At 61.4% G+C, this 25,794-nt stretch carries 24 protein-coding genes; 3 read left to right on the top strand and 21 right to left on the bottom strand.

Features of this window, described 5'->3' with window-relative positions:
• The first annotated feature begins 127 nt into the window (after positions 1–127).
• Positions 128–1,156, top strand: coding sequence for a LacI family DNA-binding transcriptional regulator (locus BSY16_RS12310; RefSeq protein ID WP_069059928.1), 1,029 nt, complete (start codon positions 128–130; stop codon positions 1,154–1,156).
• 69 nt (positions 1,157–1,225) lie between these two features.
• Here the strand turns inward: BSY16_RS12310 and folD are convergent, their stop codons facing one another.
• Positions 1,226–2,125: a bifunctional methylenetetrahydrofolate dehydrogenase/methenyltetrahydrofolate cyclohydrolase FolD gene (folD, locus tag BSY16_RS12315; protein WP_069059929.1), complete on the bottom strand. Its 900-nt coding sequence runs from the start codon at positions 2,123–2,125 to the stop codon at positions 1,226–1,228.
• A 537-nt stretch (positions 2,126–2,662) separates the two neighbouring features.
• On the opposite strand from folD, the gene BSY16_RS12320 reads away from it, so the two are divergent.
• On the top strand, positions 2,663–3,472 hold the full coding sequence (locus tag BSY16_RS12320; RefSeq protein ID WP_069059930.1) for a WecB/TagA/CpsF family glycosyltransferase: 810 nt from the start codon (positions 2,663–2,665) through the stop codon (positions 3,470–3,472).
• Between the two features lie 49 nt (positions 3,473–3,521).
• Here the strand turns inward: BSY16_RS12320 and BSY16_RS12325 are convergent, their stop codons facing one another.
• The 20 genes from BSY16_RS12325 to BSY16_RS12420 all read right to left on the bottom strand — a co-directional run bounded on the left by BSY16_RS12325 (position 3,522) and on the right by BSY16_RS12420 (position 21,482).
• Positions 3,522–4,052, bottom strand: coding sequence for a hypothetical protein (locus tag BSY16_RS12325; protein ID WP_069059931.1), 531 nt, complete (start codon positions 4,050–4,052; stop codon positions 3,522–3,524).
• Positions 4,049–4,417 carry a hypothetical protein gene (locus tag BSY16_RS12330; protein ID WP_069059932.1) on the bottom strand — a complete coding sequence of 123 codons (369 nt, stop codon included), beginning with the start codon at positions 4,415–4,417 and terminating at the stop codon, positions 4,049–4,051. The genes BSY16_RS12325 and BSY16_RS12330 overlap by 4 nt, the downstream gene beginning before the upstream one ends.
• 15 nt (positions 4,418–4,432) lie before the next feature.
• Positions 4,433–4,987: a rod-binding protein gene (locus BSY16_RS12335; RefSeq protein ID WP_069059933.1), complete on the bottom strand. Its 555-nt coding sequence runs from the start codon at positions 4,985–4,987 to the stop codon at positions 4,433–4,435.
• A gap of 275 nt (positions 4,988–5,262) precedes the next feature.
• Entirely contained in the window at positions 5,263–5,661 is a 399-nt protein-coding gene (locus BSY16_RS12340; protein WP_069059934.1) for a hypothetical protein, read from the bottom strand.
• A gap of 2 nt (positions 5,662–5,663) precedes the next feature.
• Entirely contained in the window at positions 5,664–6,419 is a 756-nt protein-coding gene (gene fliR / locus BSY16_RS12345) for a flagellar biosynthetic protein FliR (protein ID WP_069059935.1), read from the bottom strand.
• Complete coding sequence (gene flhA / locus BSY16_RS12350) at positions 6,416–8,503, bottom strand: flagellar biosynthesis protein FlhA (protein ID WP_069059936.1); 2,088 nt, start codon at positions 8,501–8,503, stop codon at positions 6,416–6,418. The genes fliR and flhA overlap by 4 nt, the downstream gene beginning before the upstream one ends.
• Positions 8,504–8,610: 107 nt before the next feature.
• Complete coding sequence (gene fliQ / locus BSY16_RS12355) at positions 8,611–8,877, bottom strand: flagellar biosynthesis protein FliQ (protein ID WP_069059937.1); 267 nt, start codon at positions 8,875–8,877, stop codon at positions 8,611–8,613.
• Positions 8,874–9,320: a flagellar hook assembly protein FlgD gene (gene flgD / locus BSY16_RS12360; protein WP_069059938.1), complete on the bottom strand. Its 447-nt coding sequence runs from the start codon at positions 9,318–9,320 to the stop codon at positions 8,874–8,876. Before flgD ends, fliQ begins: the two co-directional genes overlap by 4 nt.
• Positions 9,314–9,760, bottom strand: a complete 447-nt coding sequence (gene flbT, locus BSY16_RS12365) for a flagellar biosynthesis repressor FlbT (RefSeq protein ID WP_069059939.1) — start codon at positions 9,758–9,760, stop codon at positions 9,314–9,316. The genes flgD and flbT overlap by 7 nt, the downstream gene beginning before the upstream one ends.
• Positions 9,757–10,110 carry a flagellar biosynthesis regulator FlaF gene (gene flaF, locus BSY16_RS12370; protein WP_069059940.1) on the bottom strand — a complete coding sequence of 118 codons (354 nt, stop codon included), beginning with the start codon at positions 10,108–10,110 and terminating at the stop codon, positions 9,757–9,759. Before flaF ends, flbT begins: the two co-directional genes overlap by 4 nt.
• Before the next feature lie 38 nt (positions 10,111–10,148).
• Complete coding sequence (locus tag BSY16_RS12375; RefSeq protein ID WP_069059941.1) at positions 10,149–11,204, bottom strand: flagellar hook-associated family protein; 1,056 nt, start codon at positions 11,202–11,204, stop codon at positions 10,149–10,151.
• 3 nt (positions 11,205–11,207) lie between these two features.
• Positions 11,208–12,620, bottom strand: coding sequence for a flagellar hook-associated protein FlgK (gene flgK, locus BSY16_RS12380; RefSeq protein ID WP_069059942.1), 1,413 nt, complete (start codon positions 12,618–12,620; stop codon positions 11,208–11,210).
• A gap of 42 nt (positions 12,621–12,662) precedes the next feature.
• Positions 12,663–13,871 carry a flagellar hook protein FlgE gene (locus BSY16_RS12385; RefSeq protein ID WP_069059943.1) on the bottom strand — a complete coding sequence of 403 codons (1,209 nt, stop codon included), beginning with the start codon at positions 13,869–13,871 and terminating at the stop codon, positions 12,663–12,665.
• 100 nt (positions 13,872–13,971) lie between these two features.
• The gene (gene rem / locus BSY16_RS12390) at positions 13,972–14,646 is read right to left on the bottom strand and encodes a transcriptional activator Rem (protein WP_069059944.1); all 675 of its coding nucleotides are present in this window, start codon (positions 14,644–14,646) and stop codon (positions 13,972–13,974) included.
• A gap of 279 nt (positions 14,647–14,925) precedes the next feature.
• Positions 14,926–15,504, bottom strand: a complete 579-nt coding sequence (locus BSY16_RS12395; protein WP_069059945.1) for a transglycosylase SLT domain-containing protein — start codon at positions 15,502–15,504, stop codon at positions 14,926–14,928.
• On the bottom strand, positions 15,428–17,068 hold the full coding sequence (gene fliK / locus BSY16_RS12400) for a flagellar hook-length control protein FliK (protein ID WP_069059946.1): 1,641 nt from the start codon (positions 17,066–17,068) through the stop codon (positions 15,428–15,430). The genes BSY16_RS12395 and fliK overlap by 77 nt, the downstream gene beginning before the upstream one ends.
• Positions 17,065–18,381 carry a chemotaxis protein MotC gene (gene motC, locus BSY16_RS12405; RefSeq protein ID WP_502696007.1) on the bottom strand — a complete coding sequence of 439 codons (1,317 nt, stop codon included), beginning with the start codon at positions 18,379–18,381 and terminating at the stop codon, positions 17,065–17,067. Before motC ends, fliK begins: the two co-directional genes overlap by 4 nt.
• A gap of 10 nt (positions 18,382–18,391) precedes the next feature.
• Positions 18,392–19,561 carry a flagellar motor protein MotB gene (locus BSY16_RS12410; protein ID WP_069059948.1) on the bottom strand — a complete coding sequence of 390 codons (1,170 nt, stop codon included), beginning with the start codon at positions 19,559–19,561 and terminating at the stop codon, positions 18,392–18,394.
• Complete coding sequence (locus BSY16_RS12415; protein ID WP_069059949.1) at positions 19,558–20,211, bottom strand: hypothetical protein; 654 nt, start codon at positions 20,209–20,211, stop codon at positions 19,558–19,560. The genes BSY16_RS12410 and BSY16_RS12415 overlap by 4 nt, the downstream gene beginning before the upstream one ends.
• 311 nt (positions 20,212–20,522) lie before the next feature.
• Complete coding sequence (locus tag BSY16_RS12420) at positions 20,523–21,482, bottom strand: flagellin N-terminal helical domain-containing protein (protein WP_069059950.1); 960 nt, start codon at positions 21,480–21,482, stop codon at positions 20,523–20,525.
• Between the two features lie 702 nt (positions 21,483–22,184).
• Between BSY16_RS12420 and BSY16_RS12425 the strand changes: the two genes are divergently transcribed.
• Positions 22,185–25,616, top strand: a complete 3,432-nt coding sequence (locus BSY16_RS12425) for a beta strand repeat-containing protein (RefSeq protein WP_069059951.1) — start codon at positions 22,185–22,187, stop codon at positions 25,614–25,616.
• The last annotated feature ends 178 nt before the right edge of the window (positions 25,617–25,794 follow it).

Below are 25,794 nucleotides of genomic sequence, written 5' to 3' on the forward strand. Positions count from 1 at the left end.
TTTGCGGCGCAAAACGGTCAAATCCGCTTTTCCTCAAGGATTTGCTGATGCTAGATGCCAAAACGCTTTGGACAAAAATAAACCCCGACATTCAAAGCGCTTCGGCTGTTTCAAGAAAGCTAAGCATGTGAATCTCAAGCAATTATCGCAGTTGCTGGGCCTGTCTCAGACAACCGTGAGCAGGGCACTGAACGGATATCCGGAAGTCAACGCGGAAACACGCCAGCGCGTGCTCGATGCCGTCCGGGAGACCGGATACCGGCCGAACCGCGCTGCCCAGCGTCTTGCAACGGGTCGTGCGGGCTCGATCGGCCTCGTCATGCCGACGGCTGATGGCATCGAGTCAGACGTGCATTTCGGTGAATTCCTGGCCGGCCTCGGCGACGAGGCGGTCAAGCACGACTTTCATTTCGTCATCAATCCGAGCCATCCGGACGAAGAGGTGGCGACCTGCCGGCGGCTGGTCGCAAGCGGCAATGTGGATGCCCTCTTCCTCGCCTATATGCGCGAAAGGGATCCGCGTATCGCGATGATGAAGACGCTGAAGACACCGTTCGTCGTGCATGGCCGCTCGATCGGCGTGCCGAACGACTATCCGTTCCTCGACATCGACAATACCGGCGCCTTCTACGATGCCGCGCGTCTGCTCGTGCAACTCGGCCACCGGCATTTCGCGCTGCTCAACGGCCCGGACTACCTCGCCTTCTCGATCCGCCGCAAGAAAGGCACCGCGCGGGCGCTTGCCGAGCAGGGCCTCGTGCTGCGCGAGGACTGCGTACAGCATTCGCAGATGACGGACGAACACGGCTTTCACGCCATGGAGCGCTTTCTCCGGCTCGAAACACCGCCGACGGCCGTGCTCTGTTCCAGTACGGTTCTGGCGCTCGGCGCCGTGCGGGCAATCAACCAGGCGGGGCTGAAGCTCGGCGAGGACATTTCCCTGATCGCCCACGACGACGTGCTGCCGATGCTGAAGCCGGAGAACTTCATGGTGCCGCTGACGACGACCCGCTCGTCGCTACGCGCCGCCGGCCAGCGCATCGCTCGCCGCCTGATCGCCGGCATCCTCCAGATCGAGACGCTGCCTCAGCAGGAATTGTGGAAGACCGATCTGATCGTGCGGGCTTCGACCGGACCAGCGCCGGTCGGGAAATGAAAAAGGCGCCCATCGGGCGCCTCGGAATTGCATTCGAGGTTTGCAAACCTCTAGTGGGACCTGCTCTCCTCAGAACTTCGGCGGCGCCTTGCCGGCCTTGCGGTAGGCAGCGATCACGGTGTTGGCCATCAGCATGGCGATGGTCATCGGGCCGACACCACCAGGTACAGGCGTGATGGCGCCGGCAACCTTGGCGCATTCGTCGAAGGCAACATCGCCGACCATGCGCGACTTGCCCTCGCCCTTCTCCGGTGCCGGAATGCGGTTGATTCCGACGTCGATGACGGTCGCACCCGGCTTTACCCAATCGGCCTTCACCATTTCCGGGCGACCGACGGCAGCGACCAGGATATCGGCAGTGCGGCAGACGGCGGCGAGGTCCTTGGTGCGCGAATGGGCGGTCGTGACGGTCGCGTTCGCCGCAAGCAGCAATGCAGACATCGGCTTGCCGAAGAGGTTGGAACGGCCGACCACCACGGCATTCAGGCCGGAAAGATCGTTGCCGTGCATACGGCGCACGAAGACCATGGCACCGGCCGGCGTGCAGGAGACGAGGCCGCCATCAAGATCACCAGTCGCCAGCTTGCCGGCATTGACGACATGCAGGCCGTCGACGTCCTTTTCCGGCTTGATCGACTGGATGATCGGATCGGAATTCAGATGCTTCGGCAAAGGCAGCTGAACGAGGATGCCGTGAACGGTCTCGTCGGCATTCAGCGTTTCGACGAGTTGGGCGAGTTCTTCCTGCGTCGTCTCCTCCGGCAGCGTGTGCTGGATGGAGGTGAAGCCGCACTCCTTGGCCATGCGGCTCTTGGAAGAGACATAGGCGTGGCTTGCCGGATCATCACCGACGATGACGACGGCAAGACCGGGTTTTACCCCCGTCTCCTTCTCCAGGGTGGCGGTTGCGGACTTCACAGTGTCAATCACGGAAGCGGCAACCTGCTTCCCATCGATAATGGTGGTCACATTTCTCTCCCTGAATGCGGTGCGACCACTCTATCGGAGCGGCCGCGCAACGGAATGGCCTTTTAACGCCCTATGCTGTCCAAAACGGATAATTTCAAGCGCCTCCCGCCGGAAACAACCTGCCCAATTTATTAACACCCGCTTTCCTGTCAGCCGTGACAGGGCACTGCGGTGGCATGAAGGAACCTTTCAAGGCGAAGAAAGAGTCCTTTTTTGAAGCACGACGTACAAATATTTTCGCGCCTAGATAGGTGATCAGCGCCCGCGCCACGTTACAATTTCGATACATATCAATGACTTAAATGTCTGAAAGCCGACATGGTTACCAAACCGTGAATAGGGTCGCCGACCTTTTAAAGAATTCCTTAAAAGCCCTTTCAGGGGGAATTGCTAAATCCGCTGACAGCAGCACAAGCATTGCGGGAGCAGCATGAAGCCCTTTCCCACTCTATTCATCGAATGCACTGCCCGGCAGACCATGATGGTCGTCGGGGCTGGCCTTCCTGCGCTTGCGGTCGCGGTACAAGGAACTCTGCCATGAACCTCGCGTCAGGTAACATCGTCGCCTCGCAACGTGACATTCTGGGCCTGCCGGTCTGCGAACTGGACTGGGCCGACGCCTTCGCCTTTGCCGAAGAGGTCGCGACCATGCCCTTCGGCCAGACCGTCATCGCCTTCATCAACGCCAACAATGCCAACCTGATGATGCGCGACCCGGACTACCGCGCCGTGCTCGAACGGCAGGTCGTTTTTCCGGACGGACACGGCGTCGATATCGCCTCCATGGTGTTCCATGGCCGCAAGTTTCCGGCGAACCTCAACGGCACGGACTTCGTGCCGGCACTGCTGACCTATATCACCCGCCCGATGCGCGTCGCCCTTATCGGCACCCGCAAGTCGACGTTGATGCGCGCTGCAGAAAACTTCCGCCAACACGCCCCCTGGCACGAATTCATCCCGATTTCCGACGGCTTCTTCGACCGCGAAAAGTCCGACGAGATCATGGAGCAGGTTCGCGACGCCAAGGTGGACATCCTGCTGGTTGCCATGGGCAGTCCGGCGCAGGAAAAATGGATCGACCGGCATGTCGGTCCCGGCCATGCACGGCTGGTTCTCAGCGTCGGCGCGCTTTTCGATTTCGTTGCCGGCGACGTGCGACGGGCGCCGCTCGGTATCCGCCGGCTCCGGCTCGAATGGCTCTATCGGCTCCTCCAGGAACCGACCCGGCTGTGGCGGCGCTACATTCTCGGCAACCCGGTCTTCCTGTATCACGTCATGCGCTACAAACTGTCGGGCATGGTGGTGAAGCGTCGCCAGGACGATACGGCAAAAGCCGGCCTGCTCTGAAGCAGCCGGCTTTCACGAAGATAGTCATGCGTCATAAGAGCGGCTGGCTTCAGTGACCGCCGCTTTTTTCCGTCTGCTGGCCGGCCGGAACCTCGCCCTTGAGGAGGGTCACGCCTTTCTTGGGCGCCGGGTCCTGCACCGAAGCGGTGGTAATGTAGTCGATCTGCTCGACATAGACCTCGGCGATGACTTCGGCGCCAAACCGACGGTTCAACCCTTCCTTCACGACGCCGCGGAATGCATCGAGATCGAAGCTTCCGGTGTCCGCCACGTCGATCATCTTCTTGCCGACGAGCAGCGTGTAGAGCTCGTCGGTGATCATCTGCGGCAAAGGCACGACTTGCTTTGCGGCAAGTTCCTTGTTCGCCTTGTAGGCGAGCTTGGTCAGCAGGTAGCCATGGACGCCACCCTCGCCGATCACCGGCACGGTCGTCGTATAGCCCGTCACGAACTCCATAGCGGCCTCGCGCGCGGCGGCTTCCGTATCCACCTTGGGTGCCGAGGCCATCTTCAGCGAGAAATAGACCGAGGCAAGCGTGATGACGAGGATCCAGACGCCGGTGCCGATGAGCTTGATCATGTGCCGTAGCCCAGCCGGAACTGTTCCTGCGAGTAGGTGCCTTCAGCCTCGAGGTCCTGCACCGCATTCTTCAGAATGGTGACCACTTCGCGCACGGCGTCCAGATGGGCGGACACGCGCTGTGCATTGGTGGCGAGCTTTTCACGCACGCGGCCGAGCTGCGGCGAGAAGCTGGCCGGAACCTCGTCAGGGCGCACGTCGCGCGTCAGCATGTAGAGTTCGTAGAGGCAGCGGCTCTTGTGCGCGTTCGAGGTCGGCAGGTCGAATTCGGGATCGTTGCCGATATTGTCGTTCTCGTTATCGATGATCGTCTCAAGCCGGCCAAGGACAGTGCGGATTCGGATTTCGTTGCTAGCCTGTTCCATTTTGTTGTTCTCCGCTTACGCTTTGGTGTCTTGTTCGTTGATGCCCGGCGTGAGGTCGGCGAAGACCTTGCGCTGCAGAGCATCAACCATGCCGGTGGCGACACGGTCGGTATTCTTGTCCTTTTCGGGAGAGGCGGCGCCGAGGCCGCTGCTCTTGGCAAGGCTTTCGGCAATGCCGATGCCGCCGCCCTTGGATAGCGCTTCGCCGAGCTGGTCGGCCATCATGCCGCGCCACATCTCGCCGGCTGTGCCCTTGCCGTAAATCTCTTCGCTTTCGGCCGGCATCATGGATTTCACGAAATTCTGCAAAACCATGGTTTCGAACTTGCGCATATGTTCCGGCACGACCTTGCCGCCCACGGCGGAAGCGCCGGCAGACGCATGGCTACTCGCCGAATCCCGGTTAAGAATGCCGACGGCGGCCTGGAAACCGGCGCCCGCTTCGGCAAGGCTCGTCGCCTCGAAGGCGGCCTTGTTCGATTTCAGCTTCGCCTGCGCTTCCTGAACCAGGGTCGGATCGGCAGCGCGCACGACATCGAGCACCAGATCACTGGGGGGAGAAATTGCCACGTCTAGAGCCTTTCAGGTGAATCCTGCGCGCCGGACCCGTCCTCATGGCGGTTCGCCGGCTTCTGACTGTTTGGACATCCGGTTTGCCCGCGCCACACAAGCGGCCGCTTCGGTAAACCTCTTCATCGTCCGGATGCGACTATCGCTGCTCAACCTTACGGGAGGCTGGTGGCAAATGACGATGCCGTGACGAGGGCAGCAGCGAAATCCATTTTGACGCAAGCTTGATAAGGCGTCGGTAAATCGCCTTGTCTTACAGGAGCTTGCAGAAAACCCTATTCAGCGTTGCCCTTGTAGGCGATGTGCTGATCGATGAGATCGTAGATCGCGTCGTCCGCAGCCTCGCGATCCTCAGCGCTGCGGGCTTCTTTCCTGTGCTCGTCCATGCGGTCGCCCTTCGTGCGTTCACGCACCACGCGCATCTCGTGCATCTGCTGCACGTTGGCCAGCATCTGGTCCTGTTGCTGCAGTTTGCTGTGCTGGCTGGAGTAGTGCTTGGAAAAGCTTCTGTGCACCGGATTGAGCGAATTGATCGCCTCGGCGACGGCATCCATGGTCTGGGCCACCTCCTCGCGCTGGCGGGTGGTGCTGGCCAGATCAATCTCCGCCATCTTCTCGAGATGGCGCTGCACGTTGACGAGGCGTTTCAGCTTTTCGGAACGGCTTTGCGCCATCGTCACTCTCCCCTGAAGACCGGAATGAAGCCTGCCGCGAAAATCTCGAGCAGCGAGGAAACGCCGAAATAGAGCAGGAACAGGCCGCCCATGATGATGAAGGGCAGCGAGACGAAGTAGATCGGGATCTGCGGCGCCAGCTTGTTGACGAGGCCAACGGAGACGTTGAACACCAGACCGTAGAGAATGAAGGGGCTCGCCAGCCTGAGCATGATCATGAAGGTCTGGCTCAGCGTATCGGTGAGCGTGATCAGCGCGCTCTGCGGATTGAAGCCCGCACCGAGCGGCATGACGTTGTAGGATTCGATCAGCGCCCTGAGAACGACGTGGTGGAAATCCAGCATGAAGAGCACCAGCAGGCCGGCAAAAGACAGCAGGTTCGTCAGCTGGTTTTCGGCGGTGTCTTCCAGCACGTCCGGCGTCGGCGGCGCGTTGAAGCCCATCATCATCGTCAGCACCGTGCCGGCGAATTGCAGGCCGAGCACATAGTAGCGTGCGATGAGGCCGATGACCGCGCCGGTCAGCGTCTCGAAGACGATCAGCGTCAGGTAGCTGGCAATCGAGCCCGATGATGCGCGCGGATAGATCGTATCCCACAGGATCGGCAGCACGCCCATGGAGATCGCCACCGCCAGGAGAAGCCGGATCTGCACGGAAAGGCGCGCCGAGGAAAAACCCGGCAACAGCATGAAACACCCGCCGACACGGCAAAAGGCGGCGAACAGCGCCAATACCGTGCCCTGCGGGTCCGTTATCATGAAATGGAGCCGAGGATCTTGATCTCGATGCCCTTGGCGAGCTCGACATGCGAGAGAACCGGCAATGTGGCAAACAGGCGTTCGATGATCATGCGCACATAAGAGCGGGATTCGGGCGACGTGACCAGTACAAACGGGGTGCCGCGGTCGAGAAACTCGCGGATAACCCGGGTCGCCTGCTCGGAAAACTCTTCGAGCTGGCGCGGATCGATATCGAACTCGACGATTTCGCCCTTCGAATCGCGCTTCAGCGCCTGATGGAAGACCATGTCCCACTTGTTGCCGAGACGCAGCACCGGCAGCACGCCATTGTCCGTGAGGTCGCCGCAGATCTGCTGCGCCATGCGGATACGGACATGCTCGACGATCTGCTCGGTTTTGCGGACATGCGGCGCCAGTTCGGCAACCGCTTCCAGAATGAGATGCAGGTTGCGGATGGAGACGCGCTCGGCGAGCAGCAGCTTCAGCACGGCCTGCAGGCCGGAATAGGACATGTGCGACGAGCAGATCTCGTCGGCGAGCTTGCGGTATTCCGGATCGAGGCGCTCGATCAGCACCTTCACGTCCTTGTAGGACAGAAGCTGCGGCAGGTTGTTGCGGATGACTTCGGACAGATGCGTCAGCACCACCGAAACGTTGTCGATCGGGTGGAAGCCTTCGCGACGCAGGTCGTCGGCAAAGGTTTCGAGGATCGAGACGGCCGGCATGCCGAAAGCGGGTTCGCGGATATCGTCGCCCGGTACGCTCGGCTTGCGGCCGCCGCCGGTGACGACCAGCACTTCGCCGACACGCACGATGTTTGATGCGATCGTCGTGCCGTGAATGCGGATCTGGTAGGACTTGTCGGGGATGGAGATGTCGTCGGAAACCTTGATTTCCGGCACGACGAAGCCGTATTGCCCGGCGAACTTCTTGCGCATCTTGCCGACGCGGAAGGCGAGTTCCTGGTGAGCACCGAGCAGGCGCGTGGAGACCTGCTTGCCGAGCAGGAGCTCGATTTCGGCGGTCTTCAGCACCGACTTGACCGAATCCTTCTCCTGATCGCGCGTCTGCTGGACCTGCTGGGCCTCCTGATCGCGCTTGATGCGGTTTTCCGCTTCGATACGGCGCGGGATGACCCAGGCGCCGAAGGCCATGAGGCCGCCCAGCGCCATGAAGGGGAAGAACGGCAGACCTGGAATGACGGCCAGCAGCATCATCAGGCCGGACGCAACGAACAGCGCGCGCGGGTAGCCAGAGAGCTGGTTGACGACGGCCTGGTCTGTGGAGCCGGCGGTGCCGCCGCGCGAAACGATAAGGCCGGCGGCAAGCGAAACGATAAGGGCGGGGATCTGCGAAACCAGACCGTCGCCGACGGACAGCTTGACGAAGACGTCAGCCGCCTCGCCGAGCTCCATGCCGTGGCGGAAATAACCGATGATGATGCCGCCGAAGACGTTGATGGCGGTGATGAGCAGGCCGGCGATGGCATCGCCGCGCACGAACTTCGACGCACCGTCCATCGAACCAAAAAAGGAGCTTTCCTCTTCCAGCTCGCGGCGGCGCAGCTGCGCCTGCTTCTCGTCGATGAGGCCGGCGGAGAGGTCGGCGTCGATCGACATCTGCTTGCCGGGGATGGCGTCAAGGGTGAAACGCGCGCCGACTTCCGCGATACGCGTCGCACCCTTGGTGATGACGATGAAGTTCACCACGATGAGGATCATGAAGACGATGATACCGATGACGAAGTCACCGGACATGACGAGGCTGGCAAAACCGGCGATCACACCGCCCGCCGCATCATGCCCCTCGTTGCCGTGCGAAAGGATGACGCGCGTCGTCGCGATGTTGAGCGCGAGGCGTATCATGGTCGCAATCAGCAACACGGTCGGGAAAGACGAGAATTCGAGCGGTCGCTGGATCCACAGCGAAACCATCAGGATCAGCACCGAGAAGGCGATGGAAAACGCCAGGCCGATATCGATCAGGAAGGGCGGAATCGGCAAGAAGAGGATCGACAGGATCGTCAGGATGCCAATGGCGAACGCGATATCGCGGCCATTCGGGCTGACCTTCGGAATATTGATTGCCGGTACTTGCGCCATCTGAATGCTTCCCGTCTCGTCATGAGAGGCTGCGGCGCGTCACACGCACCGCCCATTTCACCCCATGACCTACAGGCCGAAGCTTGCGCGAAGGTTGGGAAAACCGGCTAGAAGCCGCTTTCTATCCGGGAAAAGACGAGATCGGTAAAAATGGAGATCTGGGCGCCGATGAAGGGGGCCGAGATGGCGATCGTCACGAAGATCGCGAGGATTTTCGGCACGAAGGTGAGGGTCATTTCCTGCACCTGGGTCAGTGCCTGCACAAAGGCAATGGCGACGCCCACGATCATGGCGGCGAGCACGGCCGGGCCGGAGGCCGCGATGACCGTCCAGATGGCTGCCTGCGCTATATCGAGGGCGTCTGCCTCATTCACGTCTTGGTATCGCTTTTTCCGTCGCTGATCTTCACGCCCGGCCCGATGACGAGCGTCTTGCCCGAATCAAGCTTCGCGACAATGCCGTCATTGTATAGTGTGACTTCCTTCACCACACCAGTGATCTTGCCGTCTTCGCTGGTCACGGTGCGGCCGATCACGGAGTTGGCTTCCTGCAGCGACGTGCGCTGGAGCAGGCTTTCCAGGTTCTTGTTCGTCTTGATGGTCTGCTCGACCTGCGAGAAGGTCGCGAGCTGCGCCATCTGCTGGGTCGCGTCCATCGGCTCCGTCGGATCCTGGTTCTTCATCTGCGCGACGAGCAGCTTCAGGAAGCTCTCGTAGTTCAGCGTCGCGGTCTTCTCGTCGATGCCGGAATCGGCGCCGGAGACCGAGGGCGTATAGGGCGTGTTGGCGCTCGATGCGGCGCCGACGGGCGTTACCATGGTGCGATCTCCCTGCGGATCTGCTCGATCGTGGCCGGCGCCATTTCGTGGTTGTTGAGGATGCGATCCTCAAGCGGGTAGAGCCCGCGGATTGCCTTCAGTGCTTCGAAGACGCGGTCCTGGGTGACGAGCGCATCGACGCGCTTCAGTTCGGCCAGAACCTCTTCGTTCTTGAAGCAGGAGAGCAGCATGATGACCGACTTGCGGAACATGGCGATCGACTGTTCGGCGCCTTCCGGGTTGATCAATGCCATCTGCGCGATGAAGTAGAGCTGGCGAAGCGGCGTCGTCGCCTGTTCCGGCTGGAGAACGTGGTTCTCCAGGAGGAATGTGACATCGTTCAGGAACTCGACCGCTACCTTGCGGTCGACCCTCAAAACAGCGCCGTTGACGAAAATGCGCTCACCGGACTTCAGGGATATACGCAGGGTACTTTTCATTTGATGCCATCCTTGATGATGGTGGTGATGTCGATGATGCCCTGGAAGTTCGTCGATTCGCGTTTGCGGATCTTTTCGATTTCCTTGAGAATCCAGATTGCAATGGAGATAAGATTGGCCCTCAGCTCGTCTTCGAGCTGGTTCTCCGGGTTTCCGAGGTCTTCGATGAAGCGGATCCAGACGCGGCGTGTGAAGTAAATGGCCTCCACCGCCTCCTTGCCGTAGTTGCCGCCATCGGACGCCATTGCCGTCTTGAGGAGCGCGATCGAACGGTCGAGAACCTGTCGTTCCCGATCTTTCGAGACGGCGACGCCCTCCTCCATGATCTCGGCATATGAAAACTGGTACATTCAGACATCCTTCATGTGTGTCCGTACCCTCTGGTTCATCAGAGGTAATTCAGCAGGCTCAGGTTCTGGATCCTCGACGTCAGCGTGTAGGCGAGCGAAAGCTGCGATTCGAGCGTGGTGACACGCGTGGCCGCCTCGTAGGTATCGATACCTTCCATGTCCTTGATGCTGTTGCTCAGAATGGTGATCTGAGCACTGAGCGAGGTGTTGGCCTGCGCAACGCGCGCTTCGGAGATGCCGAGCTTGCTGCGCTCGCCGTCAATGCCGGAAATCGCCCGGCCCATGTAATCGATCGACGCGTCGCTGACGACCTTGCGCGCGCTTTCGCTGATGTTGAGCGCCAGCAGTTCCTGCCCCAGCACGAGGCCGAGTGCCATGTAGCGCATGCCGTCCGCGTTGGTGTTGGTCGAACTCTGCACGGTCTCCGATGTGCTGACGCGGCTTTCCATGTTCTCGCTGGAAGCGTTCGACCAGTCGTTCTGCCAATCCACGCTCGTGAAGCTCGCTTCGAGAGTGTCGATGAAGGACTGCATGTCCGCCGGATCGATGGTGGCGACGGCGTTGTCATCTTGGTCGAAGCCGAAATGCGCGAGGAAGGCCGCGTCGAATTCGGCCTTGGCGTCGGAAACCGGCGATTCCTGGAAATAGTCGTTGAGCGGCATCACATCGGAATTGATGCCGGCGAAGAGATATTCGCCGCTGAAGGAGGTGTTTGCAGCAGCCGTGAACGTCTGGAGGGCGCTGCCGAGGTTCTTCTGCGCCAACTGCAGCTGATCGGCGGAGGTGATGCCGGAGAGTGCGATCAACACGCCCATGGCGTCGTTCGCCGCCGTCGACATCGTGCCCAGGGATTCCTGCGAGGCGGAGAGGCGCTGCGTGGTAAGCGCGTTCGTGCTTTTCAGCGATTCCATGCGCTGGAGATCGCGGTGCAGGTTGAGCGTGCGTGCGGTCTTGGCGCCGAGGACAGCACCGACGTCCGAATGACGCCCGGTGACGCTTTCCTCCTGGACTTTCAGCATCTCCTTCTGCGCGGTGGCCACGGTGAGCCGCATCGCATTCTGAAGGGACATGTTCGAAACGAAAGAAGCCTTCATACCTTAGCCCGCCGCTTGGAGAAGCGCCGCGATCATCTCATCGACCGCTGCCACGAGTTTCGCTGACGCTTTGTAGGACTGCTCGAGGTCGAGAAGCAGCGCCAGCTCCTCGTCGAGGCTGACGGCGGTCACATTGAGGAGGGCTTCCTGGGTGCGGCCGAGAAGCGCCGACTTGTCGTCGCCCGCCGTCGTCGCCGCACTGCGAAGCTGCTCCACCCAGCCGACCGACGACGTGCCGAAGGCGAGGATGGTTGCCGACGCGTCGATCGCGGCCGCCGGATCGAAGGTCATCGGCGCCTCGAAGGCGGCGGCATACCCGTTCAGCAGCTCCGAAAAGCTCGCATTGTTGTCGACGTTGTAGTTGGTGTTGATGCCGTCGCGGAGCAGCATCGGATTGCCGCCCTCGTTCGAAATGACATCGGGGTTCACGCGGATGACGGTCGAGAGGCCCGGATCCGTCAGCGCCGGCAGGCCGTTGCTGATGAACAGGCCTTCGTCAGTGCCCTCGGAGAACATCGTGATGACGCCGCGGGCGATTTCATCGAGCTGCTTCTGGAAGGTCGGCGCTGCGTGGTCGCGGATCTGCAGGAGTGCCGCAATCGAGCCCTGGGCGCTTGTGTTGCCGCCGGTGCCCGCCTGGACGGCGACGCCGTCGATATAGACCTGGTTGCCCGTCACGGCCGCCGTATAGGTCGGCGTCGGTGCGAAGGTCACCGTGCGTGCAACGGTTTCGAAGAGCACGGTGCCGTCGCTCGTGTAGAGCGCGAGATCGTTGTTCGACCGCCTCATGGTGCTGACGCCGACGATCGACGAGATCTGGGTCAGCAGCTTGTCGCGCTGGTCGAGCGCATCGTTGACGTCCGTACCGGCGGCAGTGCCCTGCTTGACCTGATCGTTGTAGGTCTTGAATTCCCCGAGCAGGCGGTTGAGCTCCGTGACCGAAGTCGCGATGTCCGAATCCGCCTCGGCGCGCAGTTTCTGCAGCGCCTGCGACGTGGTGTTCAGCGAGTTGGCGACGTCAATCGCATCCGCCACCACCGTCTCGGCGAGCGAGACTTCGTTCGGCTTGTCGGCGAAAGTCTGGAGATTGTCGCGCAGCTTGGCGAGATAGGTGGACGGGGCGAGTTCGTAATCCTCGCCGCCGAGCATCGTCTTCATTCGCGTCAGGCCGGAAAGCAGCGTATCCTGCCCGGCGGACTTGGAGATGCTGAGCAGATTCTGCTTCAGCAACGCCTCGTTCTGGGCACGCTGCGTTTCGACAACCGAGGCGCCGGTCGCTGCCGTGGCGAGGATCGCCGAGCGGCGGGCGTAGGCCGTGTCGCTTGCATTGGCAATGTTCTTCGACGCGACGGCGGATTGCAAGCCGACGTTGGAGAAACTGGACTGAGCAGTCTTCATTGCTGCTGAAAGCGACATCGTTGCTACCTAACTCTGGAATGCGCGCGGGTTTAAACCGCCTTATCTCTTGAGGTTGACGAGGACTTCCATGAGTTCCGAGCCGGTCTGGAAGACCTTCGAGTTCGCCGTGTAGTTACGCTGCGACTCGATCATGCTTGTCAGCTCTTCGGCGATGTCGACATTGGAGTCTTCCAGCGCGCCGGAGATAATGCTGCCGTAGCCGTTGGTGCCGGCATACCCCATGACGACGACGCCCGATTCGTTGCTCTGCGAATAGACGTTGCCGGGCAGCGGCTTCAGGTTGTCGGGGCTCTGTACCGAAGCCATGGCGATGCGGTACTTCGGCGTCAGTTCACCGTTGCTGTACTTCAGCGAGACGACGCCGTCATCGCTGATTTCGTAGCCGGTTACCTTGCTGGCGCCATTGCCGTCGATCTTGCCGTTGGACACGTCGAAGGCGGAGGCGAGCTGGCTCGAACCACCAATGCTGATGGAGAGTGCATTGAGGTTTGCCCCATCGAGGGTTTGCGCCGTCGTGGTGATCGTCGCCGGTGACGGCGTCAGAAGCTTGCCCTCCGAATCGAAGGTCATTGCAATGGGGGTGCCACCTGGCAACACCGAGGTGCCATCATAGGTCGCGTCGACCGACCAGGCATTGTCGCCGGTTTTCGTGTAGGTGAATTCGATCAGGCGCTTGTTGCCCTGGCTGTCATAGGCGACGAGCGAGGTCTTCTTCTCGTAGCCATCCGGTTCGTTGGACGGCAGGTTGACGTCGAGCGCACCGGCGGTCGAACCCTTGGCGTTCAGCGCGCTGGACGACAGGTTGATCTGCTGCAGACCATCGAAGCCGTTGACGACGATCGTCGGGTCCTCGGTCGAGGAATATTCGTAGCCCATCAGCGTGTAGCCGGCGGAATTCTGCAGCGAGCCGTCATCCATCATTGTGAAGGCGCCGGCGCGGGTCATGTATTCCTGGCCGTCCGTGCCTTCGACAATGAAGAAGCCCTTGCCGTTGATGGCAAGATCGGTCGAAGAGGTCGTGTAGGTGAAGGTGCCCTGCGCCGAGATGGAGTAACGCACATCCGTGGTGACGCCGCCCGAATTGTAGGCGCCGCCCGTCGAAGGCAGAATCAGGGAGGAGAACTGGGTCGAGGCCTTCTTGTAGCCCGTCGTATTCGCGTTGGCGATGTTGTCGGCAACGGTGCTCAGGCGATTTGCCTGTGCGTTCATGCCGGAAACACCCGTTCTCATCGTGCCGTAAAGACTCATGTCATATCCCCGTTCGTCTCGTACTTCGACCCTATGGGACGGGCCTTGCGTGAAGCTGGCTGCCGGGGTCCGCCTTCCCCGCCAGCCGGCAATCCTGATCTCAGTTCTGCCAGTCGATGCAGTAGCCAAGGAAACGCTTGGAATCGATCGGATCGAAACCGAGCTTCTTGCGCAGTTTCTTGCGCAGCTTGCTGATGTGGCTTTCGACGACGTTTTCCTCAACATCCTCGTCGAAGATTCCGTAGATCGCGTTGAAGATCTGGGTCTTGGAAAGCCGGCGGCCGCGGTTGGCGACCAAGTATTCGAGGATGCGGCGCTCGCGGCGCGGCAGCGGGAAGACGTCGTCGTTGATTTCCGGGTCGCGACCATCCGAGAAGACGCGGATCGGGCCGATTTCGGTGAAATTGGTGAGCGCTTTCAAGCGCCGCCGGATGGCCGCCGCACGGGCCAGAATTTCCCGGGGATGCACCGGCTTGCGCACGACGTCATCGACGCCGCTGTCAAACAGCGCAAGGGTGTTTTCGAGAGAATGTGTATCGCTGACCGCGATCACCGGGGCCTGGGAGCGATCCCGGATAGCCCGGGGCAGCTCCATGCCGAGCTGGCCCTGACCGATCAGGAACGCCTCGACCGCATCGATGTCCGAATCGGCAGCGGTGTTGACCCACTCGCCGAATTCACGGGGATCGAACCCCGTCGAGGGCACGCCCTCGCGACCAAAAAGAGAAGTATAGCCGTCTTTCACGAGCTCGCGCTCATCAACCACTACGATCATTCGTCCGCCTCCGAATCAGTGTGGTGCTTCGTTCGGGCAGTGGTACGAATCGGGCGATTCCCGGGCAACTAGAGGAAGTGACTGGGGGAATTTAATAATTGATTAAGAATTGCGTGCCGATTTGGTCTATATATAGTAGGACTTATCGACTTCGGCCACAATTTTATGGTGGAAAAGTTAACAAAGGTTAACGAGCCGCCTTGCCGTTCCGAAACATGGCGCATTCTTGCCACATTGCGGCACAGATTCCGGAAGGGAAAAATTCAACTTTTAGTCGAATTATTGACAGAACTGCTTCGCGTTCTGAGTCCAGCTTCCATAGCCGGTTGCGACCAGGTTGGCGATCACCCGGCAGACATATCGCTTTTGCGCCGGATCGTTGTTTGGCCCGGCATGATACCGTGCAACAGCCATCGTCCAGGTCTCGTGCCGGGCATGAAGACGCGCCAGGAACGCCGCCGCATATTCGACGTTCTTGCGGGGGTCGAACATCTCCGCCGGCGAGGTGAACTGGTCGCCGTGGAAGTGGTGGTTGATCTGCATGCAGCCAAGATCGATCAGCTTGGCACCACGGGCACGCGCGGCCTCGAAGGCCCGCAGGGCATCCTGCCGATCCTGGCCGAAGAAGGCCTTGCCCTCGATATTCATGGCATAGGGCTGCAACGAGCCCTTGCGGCCGGTCTCGGTGAGACCGACCGAATAGAGGATCCCGGCGGGGATATCGTATTTGGCAGCGGCAGCGAGAATCTCACGCTCGCAGCTGCCGACGGCGGCTTTCGCGTCAGAGGTAGACGCCGCCAGAACGCAGAGACTGGCCGCCAGCGAGGCCAGCAGCGTTGTCCGACGTGGTGCCTTCATGGGATGCTTCCTCGCGTGCGAAACTGCGTGCTGCCTGCCCCTCGGCGCCCTGGCGGCCATTGCCGCCTTCGCGGGCCTGCGGCTGGCTGGAGAACTGCGGCTGTTGTTGCTGTTGCTGGCTCTGCCCGTCGCCCTGCTGCGTGCCAGAGTTTCTGTCGGCCGGGGTGAACTGGACGCTGACCTGGTCGACGGCGAAGCCCTGGTCGCGCAGCGCCTTGACCATGGCATCCTGATCGTCGCTGAGCTGGCGGTAGGCCTCGGCCGTCTGCACCTGCAGCGAGACGGTCAGTTCGTCGCCATGCAGCCTCAGCGTCGCCGTGACGAGGCCAAGCTCGATCGGGTGCATCTGGATCTTCAGCGTGTTGACGACCTTGCCGGTCATGGCCTCATGCGGTTGGAGGAGGCTGCCGGTCGAGCTCAGCGACGCCGCCCAGGACGGATCCTGCGTGAGCGCCGTCGTCACGGCCGCCGAGTTGCCCGTCGACGCAAGGCCGATATACCGGCGTGCATCGACCACCGTCACCGTCTCCCCCTTCGCGCCGGTCGGATTGGCGTCACGAACGGCCGTGCGTTCACCATCGGCGGAAATGCTCATGTCGACGTCGCGACCCTTGCCGTCGGCCCGGATAAGCCGAAAGAGCTGATCGGTATCGGATTCTGACTTGGCTGCGGCCGTCTCGACGGCAGCAGCATCGGCATGCGCTCCATCCGCCAATGCCGAGGAGGCATCGCCGTGGGCATCGATCCGGCCCTTCACCTCGCCATCAGGCTGCTCGTCGCCATTCTGCCCACCTGCCGCGGCCGCCTGGCCGTTGGCCACGACCTGCGCGACGGCATTCGGAGCGGTTAGAAGCGCCAGCAGATTGCCGACGTCGGCCGTGCTGCCGGTGTCCGGTACAGCGCCGGCTTCGGCATCGGCATCGGGTACCTTGTCGGATTTGAGATCAGTGGACTCGGCCTTGGTCTTGCCCTGTGTCTCGGTACGCGATTTCTCACCCGGCTTATCCGCAAGGTCGTGGAATGCGACAGGCTTCTCGTCAAAGGCCTTGTCCGTTTTGGCGATTGGGTCGGCATCAGGTCTCGCTGAAGCCTGCGCGGCGGTCTTCGTGCCGCTGTCTGCATCCGCTTTCCCACCGGTTGTTTTCCCGCCGGTTTCGGCCGCAGCCTTTTCGCCGGGTGCAGCATTACCACGCACGGTCTCACCGGGTTCGGCCTTTAAGCCGGCCAGCTCATCGGACGTGGCAGCAGCCTTGTCAGCAGCCTTTTCGGCGCCAGCCCTGCGCAGCACTTCGGCAATAGCCGGCAGGCTCGAATTCGACGTCCTGATCCGCGTGTCACCGGTCTGCTCGGCCGATATGGAGCGCGCCGCAGTGACACTGGCGGGGATCGAGAGGTTTGCGCCCTTGCGGCCGCCCTCGCCTCCCCGTCCGGCAAGGTTTGCCACGGTGCTGGCGAAATCGCCACTTTTGGGAGCGGTCTCCGCGGTCTTCGCGTGTCCTGCCTTGTTCTTTGCCGACGTCAGATGCGGCGCGGCGCCCAAAATTCCGTTCGCGGTGTTGCTCAACTGCCTTCTCCTTTCAAGAGCGCGTCGATCTCGTCGAGCTTGGACCGACCACTCGATACGAATGTATCGAACGTCGGATCGATGCCCGCTTCTGCCGCCTGCTCTTTCTTCTTCTTGTCCAGCTCGGCGGCGGTAGCGACCGGGGTCTCCTCCGCGCCTGCCTGCGGATCCATCGACCGCTCCGCCGTTTCCGCCTCATTCAGGCCCGCATAGGACGCATCCTCGGGCTGTTCCGGTACGGCAACGGCCTCCGTTTCGGCCAGCGACGCCTGTGGTGCGCGCAGGACCTCTTCAGCCACCGCCTTGGCCGCGGCCTTCAAGGCGCGGTCCTTCTCCGAAAGCTTGTCATCCGGAATGGCGATGATGGATTCCATCGCAGACGAGACATCGCCTGAAGGAACCGAGGCCAGCCCGGAATAGAGATCGGCCAGCACCCGCGGCACGCTTTCCCCGTCCTCGGACAGCATCTGGGCGCGTTCGGCGGCGAGCGAGGCGAGCTTGTTCTTGCCCGAGATCGCGGCGAGCCGCGCCATGCGCAGATAGACCTCCCGCTGCCGCGGCACATCCATGAAGGACAGGACCTCGAGAATATCCTCTTCCTTGATCGCCTCGAAATGATCGACGGCGAGCTTGACGAAGAGGTCGGCGAACTGACTGGCATAGGGCGAGCGCAGGTAGCGCCGCGCGTAGCGGTTCGCATAGACCATGCTCTTGTCGATCCAGCCGGCCTCACTTGTCACATAGACGGAGCGGCGCAGCGCAGCCTCTTCGACGATCGTGCCGGGCGCCACCAGCCGCGCCCAGTCGAAATAGGTCAGCGCCAAGGCGGGATCCTTGCGGATGACCGAATTGGCGGAAACCAGCGCCAGGTAGGGACCGACGCGCGCACGCTTGTATTCCGGAAAGATTTCGGCCAGCGACTTCACGCTCTGGCTGCCGCGGCCACCCAGATAGCTGCGCAGGGCATCGGTGATGCGGGAATCGAAATGGCCGCCGACATCCCTTTTTATGAGGAGTTCCAGCGTCTCCGGATTGCCGCCGCTCATGGCATAGATGAGTGCTGCATCGACATTGCGCGGGTCATCGAAAATCGCGGCGTCCGCCGTACGAAACCGCTCGTCGATAGTGGACAGCAGAAAGCGCTGCATCTCCATTGCGGAATGGTCGCCGAGCGCCACCGTGTCCTGCACATATTGCAGCGAACGGATCATCTTGTAGGGCGCGAGATCGTCGAGATTCTCCGCGCAGGCGGGCACTGCGGCAGACGCGATGCCGCAAAAGACCGTACCCATCATAAGCAGGCGCCGCAACAGACCCATGGCGTCAGCCACCTTCCGTCTGAATGAGGATTTCGATGCGACGGTTGGCGTCGGCCATCGGATCGTCCTGGACCTTGAGGCGCCGGTCGGCAAAGCCCGTCACCTGGCTCACGCGCTTTTCTTCAAGGCCGCCGCGCACCAGCATGTAATAGGCGCTCTGCGCACGGTCCATCGAGAGCCGCCAGTTGTCGTTCTTGCCACCCGCAAAGGGTCGGGCATCTGTATGGCCACGGATCGCGATGGCGCCTGGACGGCTTCCGAGGATCTTGCCGATCTTCTCCATCGCCAGCACCATGTCGCGCTGGGGCACGGCCGAACCGATGTTGAACATGGGCGTATCGAGCTGGTCGGTGAGGCTGACGAGCAGGCCGCCTTCGGCCGGCGTGACCGTCAGGCCTTCCGCGAGCTTGCCGAGGGTGCCGATCTCCTTGTTGATCTGCTTCTTAAGCTCGTCGGCTTCCTTGTCTTCCTTGGCCTTGGCGTCCTCGCTCGCAGCCTGCTCCGCCTCGGCCTTTGCGGCTTCGGCCTTTTCCGCCTCGTCCTTGGCAAGCGCCTCCTGAACGGTCTTGCCTTCGCTGCCGGCGCTCGTCGCCTGCGAGATATCGACCTGCTGCGTCCAGAAGTCGGGGTCGAACGGATCGCGATAGGCTTCGCCGCCGCTGGCGCCGGTGGACGGGCCGGAATTGGCCGCACCGCCCTCGCCCTTGGCGCTCACATTCGCCTGCTGGCCGACTTCCTGCGCAATTTCGGAGAGCACGGAATAGGGGTTCTCGAAGAAATTGGCTTCGGAATACTGGGTTTCCTCACCGGCAGTGGTCTTCTCGTCCTTGCCGCTTTCCGCGCCGTTGCCGCTCGCCTGCTGCTGGCCCTGTTCCTTGGACTTGTCCTGCGTCGCCTCGCCTTCGGCACTGTTGGCCGGCCTCTTCACCGATTTGTCGGCCGGCTTGTCGTCGGTCAGCTTGATCGGGTTGAAGTAGGACGCGACGGAAGCCTGCGTCTTCTCGTTGGCGGCATTGACAAGCCACATCACGAGGAAGAACGCCATCATGGCTGTCATGAAGTCGGCATAGGCGATCTTCCAGGCGGCCGAATGATGGTCCCCCTCATGATCGGCATGTCGCTTGACGATGATGATCTCGTTCTTGCCGTGGTGATGATTTTCGCCTTCGCTCATGCAAGCACCTTGCGTACGGTGTCAGCCCAGGCCGCCATCCGCGTTACCAGGACGGTTTCGCTGAACTCCACCGTCAGATCGACATCCTGCATTTCGACATGCTTGAAGACCGGCATGTTATCCTCGAAATGCGATTTCAATTGTTCGAAGAGGTTTGCCGGCCCCTTCACCGTAACCGTAATACCTTCGCCACCCGCAAGGCCTTCCGTGATCATGCGTGCGAGATCGGCAACCGCGCCCTTGGTGAGCACAAGGCTCATGATGGGCGCCAGGACCTGTGCGGCCTGGGCTGCGACGAGATCGGCAACCTCGGCGGTCAGCCCGGAGAACCGTTTGGCCAGTGCGTCCGCGTAGTCCTGCTCGTATCGCGCCTTGAGCCCGTCAAGCTCGGCCTGATGCGCTTCCTTCAAAGCGGCCATGTCCGCTTCGTGTTTTGCGGCAAGCTCCGCCTCGGCTTCGGCGCGGCCATCGGCAAATGCCTCGGCCCGTTCCGCCGCAACGTCGACTTGCGGCTCTGCGAGCGGCATTGCGAAGGGTTCGGCCTTGGCGCCGCCGTCATTCTGCGTGAACGACGGGGAGGCGAAGGTCGGCGTCTTCGCGCGCGGCGGCGCGCCGAAATCCTTGAGGTAGCGGGCGAGTTGCACGCTCATGCCATGCCCTCCAGCCCTGCCGCGTGCCCGACAAACGCAAACAGCGCCCGTCGGGAACCCCGCGGACCGTTTCGACGCTCGCTCTCGTAAACACTGGAAGCTGACAACACCGCTGACCTGTCTCCTCGACACCGAGCCTTCCGGAAGGCGAAAGGCACACAATCTTCCTGATCGTGCCATTGAGCCTAGGGGTTCAAACTTGTGCGAGGATGAAGATGAAGGGTGTTGGGCCGCGCCAGGGCAAATCGCGCGGCCCAACCGCCCGCCTCGGCCGATGACCCCGGCCGGGCGGAAGCAAGATCGTCCTGCCCTTACTGACGGAAGAGCTGGAGGATGTTTTCTGCGCTCGAATTGGCGATCGAGAGCGACTGGATGCCCAGCTGCTGCTGGGTCTGCAGCGCCTTTAACCGTGTCGATTCCTCGTTCATATCGGCATCGACGAGACGCCCGATGCCCTTGTCGATCACGTCGCCAAGCGAGGCGACGAAGCTCTCCTGCATCTCGATGCGCTTGGTGATGGCGCCGAGCGTGGAGGCGGCGTTCGTCAGGTCCTTGAGGATGAAATCCGTGACGCTGATCATGCCGTCGATTTCTTCGTAGGTCGTATCCGCCTTGAGCTGGACGACGCCATCGGCTTCGGGATCGTCCATGTCGATGATGGAGTACGGACCAAAGGCCGGCGGATCCGGCATGACGTCGGCAAGATCGATAGGCTTGGTGAGGTAACCCTGCTCCGGCGTCTCGATGTCGATCAACACGGAGTTCTCTGTATTGAAGTCGAGCGTGGTGACCTTGACGTTGCCGTCGGCGCTGCGCACGAAGGAGGCGACGACGGATTTTATGCCGAGTGCTTCGTCGCCCGTATTGTAAAGCCAGTTCTCGCCGGAGAACGAGGCCGACTGGGCAGCCGAGATGAGCTGGTTCTTCAGCTCCTTGATTTCATCATTGATCTTGGTCTTGTCGACGCCCGGCTCACGCGCGGCGACCAGCTTCGCCTTGATCTCGCTCATCACGTCGATGACGCTTTCCAAGGAGGTATAGGCGGTATCGACCTTGGCAGCACCGAGACCGAGTGCGTCGGCGACGGTGGAGATGGCGCGGTTGTCGGAGCGCATGGTGGTCGCGATCGACCAGTAGGCGGCGTTGTCGGCGGCGGTTTCGACGCGCATGCCGGAGGAGACGCGCGCCTGCGTCGTCTCGAGGCTGTTGTCGATCGAACGGAGAGTCTGCAACGCGGCCATAGCGGCGGAGTTGGTCAAGATGCTGGTCATTGGCATTTGCCCTGAATAAGTGATTGTCGGGGACATGCCGGAGTAAAGGCGGGGGACCGGTAACGATGGGAGGCTTCATGCAACCGACGCCGCTCGTTTGCCCTGGGCGTCAGTCCATCGTTCTTAATGATTGGTTAACGGCCAATGGTTAACAAATGGTTAACGTCGTTAAGGATTTGGAAAGGAAAATGAAAAAAGCGTAAACGGGCGATGGCAGGTTTTTACGGTTTTCAACCTTTCCGCGCCAAAAATGCGACGAGCACTGCCTGCAAGTGGCACGATACCGTGCGATTTTGGAAAACAAGCGTTCCGTTTCGAGTCAGGCCGAATTTGTAATTGCAAGGATGTGTTGCATCTCATTAACTCATTATTAGAAGTTCCTGCTTAGAACTTTGCTTAGTTGTAAGAATTCTACATGTGTGGAGCTTGCAACCACTGGCGTGGGGATCGGAGCCGCCTTCTGGCTCTGTAAGCATGATGCCCTTCCGATACGCTGGCTCGTTCGAGTCATGTTCCATGAAAACAAGTTATCGTCCACAAGGACACCCGAATTGCGAAGCCAATGAGGGGTCCGGGGGACGTCCAACGCTGCAGCAAGCGCAGGACATGCTGAGTATGCCGTAAAGGCGCCGAACCGGCCCCTTGCGCTGCGACTCGCAGGGCAATGACGTTTGTGGTCAGCCAACCATCAAGGGCGCGTTCATGACTTCAATCGTCACATCTCTTTCGATCAACCAGATCCGGGCGCTCTCGTCGACCGCGATCGCGAACCTCACCACAACCGACGTCGCAGCTCTCACCAGCACGCAGATCAAGGCGCTGAGCTCCACGCAGATCTCGGCTTTCGAGACCGAAGACCTTGCGGCCTTCTCCTCGACCCAGATCAGCGCCGTCACGGCCGCCGCCATCACCGGCCTCACCCTTTCGCAGATGGATGCGCTGGGCTCCACCAACATCGCCGGCCTCACCTCGTCGCAGATGAACGCGCTCAGCACGGCGCAGATCAGCCAGCTGAATTCCGATCAGGTCGAGGCTCTGTCGAGCACGCAGATCGCAGCCCTCAGCGCTGCCGCACTCGGCACGATGACCTCGGACGAAATCGGGACCTTCACCTCGGATGAAGTCGCTGCCATCTCTTCCAAGGTTCTGGCAAGCCTCTCCACCGCCGCCATCGCAAACTTCAACAGCGACCAGATCGGTGCCCTCAGCGCCAAGCAGGTTTCTTCGCTGACCAACGCCCAGATCGCCGTTCTGACCTCCGACCAGGTCGACGGCCTGAAGAGCGACCAGGTTGCTGCCCTCACCGCCAAGCAGATCACGGCGCTCACGACCGATGCCATCGCATCACTCGACAGCGACCAGATCGGCGCCCTGAACGCCAAGCAGATCGCAGCCTTCTCGACCGCACAGGTCGCCATCCTCGACTCCGACCAGGTTGCCGCTCTGAGCAGCACCCAGATCGCAGCCCTCAGCGCCGATGCACTCGGCACGATGACCTCGGAAGAGATCGCAACCTTCTCCTCCGATGAGATTGCCGCCATCTCCACCAAGGTTCTCTCGAGCCTCTCGACGGCAACCATTGCCAACCTCGACAGCGACAAGATTGCGGCCCTGACCTCCAAGCAGGTTGCTGCTCTCACCAACGCCCAGATCGGTGTCCTGACGTCCGACCAGATCGACGGCCTTTCCTCCGACAACGTCGCCGCCCTGACCGCCAAGCAGATCACGGCGCTCACGACCGACGCGCTTACCTCGTTCGACAGCGACCAGATCGCTGCTCTGACGGCCAAGCAGGTCGCAGCCCTCTCCTCTGCCCAGGTCGACGTCCTGACGTCCGACCAGATCGACGCCCTCGACAGCGTCCAGATCGCAGCCCTCAGCGCAGCAGCGCTCGGCACGATGTCCTCCGACGAGATCGCAACGTTCACGTCTGACGAAGTCGCAGCGATCTCCACCAAGGTTCTGTCGAGCCTGTCCACCGCAACGATCGCAAACTTCGACAGCGCACAGATCGGTGCCCTGAACAGCAAGCAGCTCGCAGCGCTCACCACCGCCCAGATCGGCGTTCTGACCTCCGACCAGCTGGACGGCTTGTCCTCCGACAACATCACTGCCCTGACTGCCAAGCAGATCACGGCGCTGACGACCGAAGCTGTCGCTTCGCTCGAAAGCGACCAGGTTGCTGCCCTGTCGGCCAAGCAGGTTGCTGCAATGACGACCGGCCAGGTCGACGCCCTGACCTCGGATCAGGTCCAGGCTCTGACCAGCACGCAGATCGCGGCCCTCGGTGCCGTGGCGCTCGACACGATGTCCTCCGACGAGATCGCAACGTTCACGTCTGACGAAGTCGCCGCCATCTCCACCAAGGTTCTGTCCAGCCTCTCAACGGACACGATCGCCAACTTCGACAGCGACAAGATCGCAGCCCTGACCTCCAAGCAGGTTGCTGCCCTTACCAACGCTCAGCTCGGTGTTCTGACCTCCGATCAGCTGGACGGCCTGTCGACCGACAACATCGTTGCCCTGACCGCCAAGCAGATCACGGCGCTCACGACCGATGCCGTCGCATCGCTCGAAAGCGACCAGGTTGCCGCCCTGACGTCCAAGCAGGTCGCAGCCCTCACCACTGCCCAGGTCGACGCCCTGACCTCTGACCAGGTCCAGGCTCTGACGAGCACGCAGATCGCAGCCCTCAGCGCCGCCGCGCTGAACACGATGTCCTCCGACGAAATCACGACGTTCACGTCCGATGAAGTCGCAGCCATCTCCACCAAGGTTCTGTCTGCCCTCTCGACCGCTGCCATCGCCAACCTCGACAGCGACAAGATTGCCGCTCTCAGCAGCAAGCAGGTAGCAGCCCTGACCGCAGCCCAGATCGGCGTCCTGACGTCCGATCAGGTCGATGGTCTGACCAGCACCAACATCGTCGCCCTGACGGCCAAGCAGATTGAAGCACTCACGACCGATGCCATCTCATCGCTCGACAGTGACCAGATCGCCGCCCTCTCGTCCAAGCAGGTTGCATCCTTCACCTCTGCTCAGATCGACTCGCTGACTTCCGACCAGGTCGAAGCCCTCGACAGCGCACAGATCGCAGCCCTCAGCGCCTCGGCACTGGGCACGATGACCTCCGAAGAACTGGGTAAGTTCACCTCGGATGAAATCGCCGCCATCAGCACCAAGGTTCTGGCTGCCCTGTCCACCGCTGCCATCGGGAACTTCGCAAGCGATCAGATCGCAGCCCTGAGCTCTGACCAGGTAGCCGCGCTCACCACCGCACAGGTCGCTACCCTGACCTCCGATCAGCTCGACGGCCTCAGCTCCGACCAGGTCAAGGCCCTCACGGCCAACCAGGTCGCGGTTCTGACCACCGATGCGATCGCATCGCTGGAAAGTGATCAGATCGCGGCTCTGACCTCCAAGCAGGTTGGCGCCCTGACCACCGCACAGGTCGCAACCCTGACTTCGGATCAGGTCGACGCCCTGACGAGCACGCAGATCGCAGCCCTCAGCGCCGCAGCGCTCGGCACGATGAGCTCTGACGAGATCGGTACCTTCTCGTCCGACGAAATCGCCGCCATCAGCAACAAGGTTCTGGCCGGCCTGTCGACCGACATCGTGTCCTTCCTCAGCAGCGAGCAGATCGGTGCACTGAACACCGCTCAGCTTGCCTCCCTGACAACGGCACAGATCGGCGTTCTCTCCTCCGACCAGGTTGACGGTCTGTCGAGCGACAACATCGTCGCCCTGACGGCCAAGCAGATCGAAGCGCTCACGACCGACGCAATCTCGTCGCTCGACAGCGACCAGATGGCAGCCCTGACGAGCACCCAGATCGCAGCCCTCAGCACGGCTCAGATCACGACGCTCACTTCCGACCAGGTCGACGCTCTGACGAGCACGCAGATCGCAGCCCTCAGCTCCGCTGCACTCGACGCGCTGGCTTCGGATGAGATCGCGACCTTCACGTCGGACGAGATCGCCGCGATCAACGTCAAGGCACTGCCGGGCCTCTCCACCGAGGACATCGGCGCCCTGAGCTCGGAACAGGCCCGGGCCTTCACGAGCCAGCAGATCGGCGCCCTGAACAGCGCGCAGGTCGAAGCGATCATCGCAGCCTACAACGACGTCTGATCCAGACGGTCGATCCCGAAAACAGGCGGCGCGGTTCACACCGCGCCGCTTTTTCTTTGGGGATGGGGCTTGCAAACCCGCGCCACACGCCATCCTGCCGCGAAAAACGATCAGCCCGACGCAAGACAACTCCGATAGCAAGGCAAACGAGCTCCTTTTCGAGTCGTTCAACAGCCCG

The organism is Sinorhizobium sp. RAC02 (genome assembly GCF_001713395.1).
Classification (GTDB): Bacteria; Pseudomonadota; Alphaproteobacteria; order Rhizobiales; family Rhizobiaceae; genus Shinella.